Raw genomic sequence first — 2,950 nt, 5'->3', positions numbered from 1 at the left:
GCCGGCTGATGAACCCGGACGCGCTGACCGCCGCGGCCGCTGGCGAGGAAGTAGTGCCAGCCTCCGAGTAGGGGCGCTGGAGGCGCAGGTGCGCGAGTTGCAGCGGCTGCTCGGCAAGAAGGCCATGGAGCCAGTTGCTCCGCGAGGCCGTGTCCCCGGCCGCAGGCTCGGCAAATACGTCTCCTCGACAATCCGGACCTTCTCCTCCGATGTCCACCGCCTCGGCGCTGAGCACTTAAGAGAACCTCGCCGTCATTGTAACGCCTGGTCATACCGTCAGTCATATGCCTCGCTCTCATCCAAGAGCGAGACCCTGTCAGGCCATTTGAGGGGCACCTCAGCCATCTACTCCACCAGCTTCATCAGCCGCCGTTCGGCCGGGGCGAGTACCGGGCCCAGCTCATGCCCGCGCTTGAGTACCGCACCGGTCTCGCCGATCAGCGCCCACATGCCCTGTTTGCCACGCAAGGCAGGACGTTTCTCGATCCGCAACTCGGGGCGCTCGGTCGCGCGCCGGAACGCGGCGAACACCGCCGCGTCGCGGCCCAACTCGATGGCATAGTCGCGCCAGTGGCCGGCAGCGACCATGCGGCCATAGAGATCGAGGATGCGGGTCAGCTCGACGCGCTCAAACCCGATCTGGGTGCCGCGCAATGGAACGGGGAAGGGCGTGACAGTGCCCATCAGGCGCGCTTCTGTTCCTCCTCGGCAAGCAGTGCGTCGAGTCGCTTGCGCAGCGTCTCCAGCTCGCAGCGCAGCAACTCGACCTTCTGCGTCTGCGGGTCGAAGACCTCCGAGCAGGGCGTGCCATAGGCAAGGAATGGCGCCGCACCCTTGCCGCCCGTGACCGTCGTGGGTCGCGCCGGGATCCCAACCATCACCGCGCCCTCCGCGACGTCCTTTGTGACGACCGCGTTCGCCCCGATTCGCGCGCGCGTGCCGACGACGATCGGCCCCAGGACCTGCGCGCCCGAGCCGACGATCACGCCATCCTCCAGCGTCGGATGGCGCTTGCCGGCCACACCGTTGTCGGGGCTGGTGCCGCCCAGCGTCACGCATTGGTAGATGGTCACGTCGTCACCGATCACCGCCGTCTCGCCGATCACGACAAAGCCGTGGTCGATGAAGAACCGCCGCCCGATCGTCGCCCCCGGATGGATGTCGATCGCGGTGAGCGCGCGCGACCAGTGATTGACGATGCGCGCCAGCAGGAACAGCCGCCTGCGGTACAGCCGATGCGCGAGGCGATGATAGCCGAGCGCCCACACGCCCGGATAGGTCAGCACCTCAAGCCGGCTGTGCGGCGCCGGATCGCGCGCGCGCACCGAATCGAGATAGTCCCTCAAACGCCCCGGCATGCCGGCTCCTTGATCCGTTCGTCCCCCATTTATGGTGATACGACACCGATTGCGAGGGGTGCGCCTTTGTCGCACCCGCGTGCCGGCATAGCCTATCTTTGTTGTCGGTGTTCGACTGCCCGTGCAGACGGGTGCCCGACACAGCCGGAGCAGGACGCGTGGAGCAATTGGCGAATATTGACTGGGCGGCACTGGCACCCTTCATCGCCATCGGCTTCGCGGCCCAGATGGTCGATGGCGCGCTCGGCATGGCCTTCGGCGTGATCGCCAGCACGTTGATGGTCGGTACGTTGGGCGTCGCGCCCGCGCGGGCGTCGTCGGCGGTCCATCTGGTGGAGATGTTCACCACTGCCGCGTCGGGCATCAGCCATGTCTGGCGGCGCAACGTCGATTGGCCGCTCTTTCGCAGGCTGGTCATTCCCGGCGCGATCGGCGGCGTCGTCGGCGCGTATCTGTTGTCGATCAGCGGGGACGCGGCGCGGCCGTTCGTCATGGCGTATCTGACGCTCATCGGCCTGTACCTGATCTATCGCGCGTTTCGACAGCCGCCCCCGCCGCGTCAGCCCCGCGTGGTCGCACCGCTAGGGTTGGTGGGCGGCTTCCTTGATGCGGCGGGCGGTGGTGGCTGGGGACCCGTGGTCACCTCCAACCTGCTCATCCAGGGCACCAACCCGCGCACCACGATCGGCACGGTGAACACGGCCGAGTTCTTTCTGACCACCGTCATCTCGATCACCTTCATCTTCACGCTGGGCTGGCAAGCGTTCACCACTGCGACCATCGGCGTGCTGATCGGCGGCATCGCGGCGGCGCCACTTGGCGCTATCCTAGTCAGCCGGGTGCGGCCCCGCCTGTTGATGGGCGTGGTCGGCGTGGTGCTCACCCTGACCAGCGCCTGGTCGATCTGGTTGGCGGTGCGCTGAGGTTGCCCGGCGACCGCTGGCCTGCGACAAGCCCGCCGATGAGAGCTCTCCCCCTCGTCCTACTGCTGCTCGCCAGCTGCGCACCGACAGCGCGCGGCGTGCGCGTCGCTCCCGACGTAGCGGTCGGCTCGGCCGGATCGGGCTCGCCGGCCAGTAACCCGCCGGTCGGCGGCGTGGCCATGCCGGCGAACCGGTCATTGGCGGTCAACGTCGCGGCTCCGCCGAACCTGGCGACGTTCGCTCGCGCGCTCACGGCGGGGGGCGTCGCCGACACACTGGCCGGCCCCGGCCCGTTCACGCTTTTCGCGCCTACCGACGAGGCGTTCGCGCGCCTTGCGCCCGGCACCGTACAGGCGCTGCTCAAGCCGGAGAACCGCGCCTCGCTGACCGCGCTGCTGCGCCTGCACCTTGTCACCGGTCGGGTGACGTCCGCCGAGTTGATCCGCCGGGTGCGCGCAGGCGGCGGCCGGGCCAGCCTGACCAGCGTCGCCGGCGAGCCGATCGCCGTGAGCACGACGGGGGGCATCGTCACGTTGACCGATCGCGGTGGCAACAAGAGCTATGTCGAGACGGCGGATGTCCGCCACAGCAACGGGACGATGCACGTCGTCAACGGTGTGCTGCTTCCGAGGATCTAGGTTGTTTGCGGCGTCAATCGCGCGCCCACCG

At 68.3% G+C, this 2,950-nt stretch carries 4 protein-coding genes; 2 read left to right on the top strand and 2 right to left on the bottom strand.

Going from position 1 to position 2,950, the window contains the following annotated elements:
• Positions 1-345 precede the first annotated feature (345 nt).
• Together JWN21_RS11295 and epsC are read right to left on the bottom strand one after the other, a co-directional pair.
• On the bottom strand, positions 346-684 hold the full coding sequence (locus JWN21_RS11295; RefSeq protein ID WP_299649942.1) for a DUF2794 domain-containing protein: 339 nt from the start codon (positions 682-684) through the stop codon (positions 346-348).
• Complete coding sequence (gene epsC / locus JWN21_RS11290; RefSeq protein ID WP_299649939.1) at positions 684-1,358, bottom strand: serine O-acetyltransferase EpsC; 675 nt, start codon at positions 1,356-1,358, stop codon at positions 684-686. The genes JWN21_RS11295 and epsC overlap by 1 nt, the downstream gene beginning before the upstream one ends.
• A 158-nt stretch (positions 1,359-1,516) precedes the next feature.
• On the opposite strand from epsC, the gene JWN21_RS11285 reads away from it, so the two are divergent.
• Together JWN21_RS11285 and JWN21_RS11280 are read left to right on the top strand one after the other, a co-directional pair.
• Positions 1,517-2,281: a sulfite exporter TauE/SafE family protein gene (locus JWN21_RS11285; protein ID WP_299649936.1), complete on the top strand. Its 765-nt coding sequence runs from the start codon at positions 1,517-1,519 to the stop codon at positions 2,279-2,281.
• 38 nt (positions 2,282-2,319) lie between these two features.
• Complete coding sequence (locus JWN21_RS11280) at positions 2,320-2,919, top strand: fasciclin domain-containing protein (RefSeq protein ID WP_299649933.1); 600 nt, start codon at positions 2,320-2,322, stop codon at positions 2,917-2,919.
• The last annotated feature ends 31 nt before the right edge of the window (positions 2,920-2,950 follow it).

The organism is Sphingomonas bacterium (assembly GCF_028292945.1).
Taxonomy (GTDB): Bacteria; Pseudomonadota; Alphaproteobacteria; order Sphingomonadales; family Sphingomonadaceae; genus Sphingomonas.
Note: the sequence above shows the minus strand (reverse complement) of the source record. Positions and strands in the feature narration are given on the sequence as shown.

Coding starts and splice junctions, on each gene's coding strand:
- JWN21_RS11295 (WP_299649942.1), bottom strand. CDS start 684: ATGGGCACTGTCACGCCCTTCCCCGTTCCATTGCGCGGCACCCAGATC.
- epsC (WP_299649939.1), bottom strand. CDS start 1,358: ATGCCGGGGCGTTTGAGGGACTATCTCGATTCGGTGCGCGCGCGCGAT.
- JWN21_RS11280 (WP_299649933.1), top strand. CDS start 2,320: ATGAGAGCTCTCCCCCTCGTCCTACTGCTGCTCGCCAGCTGCGCACCG.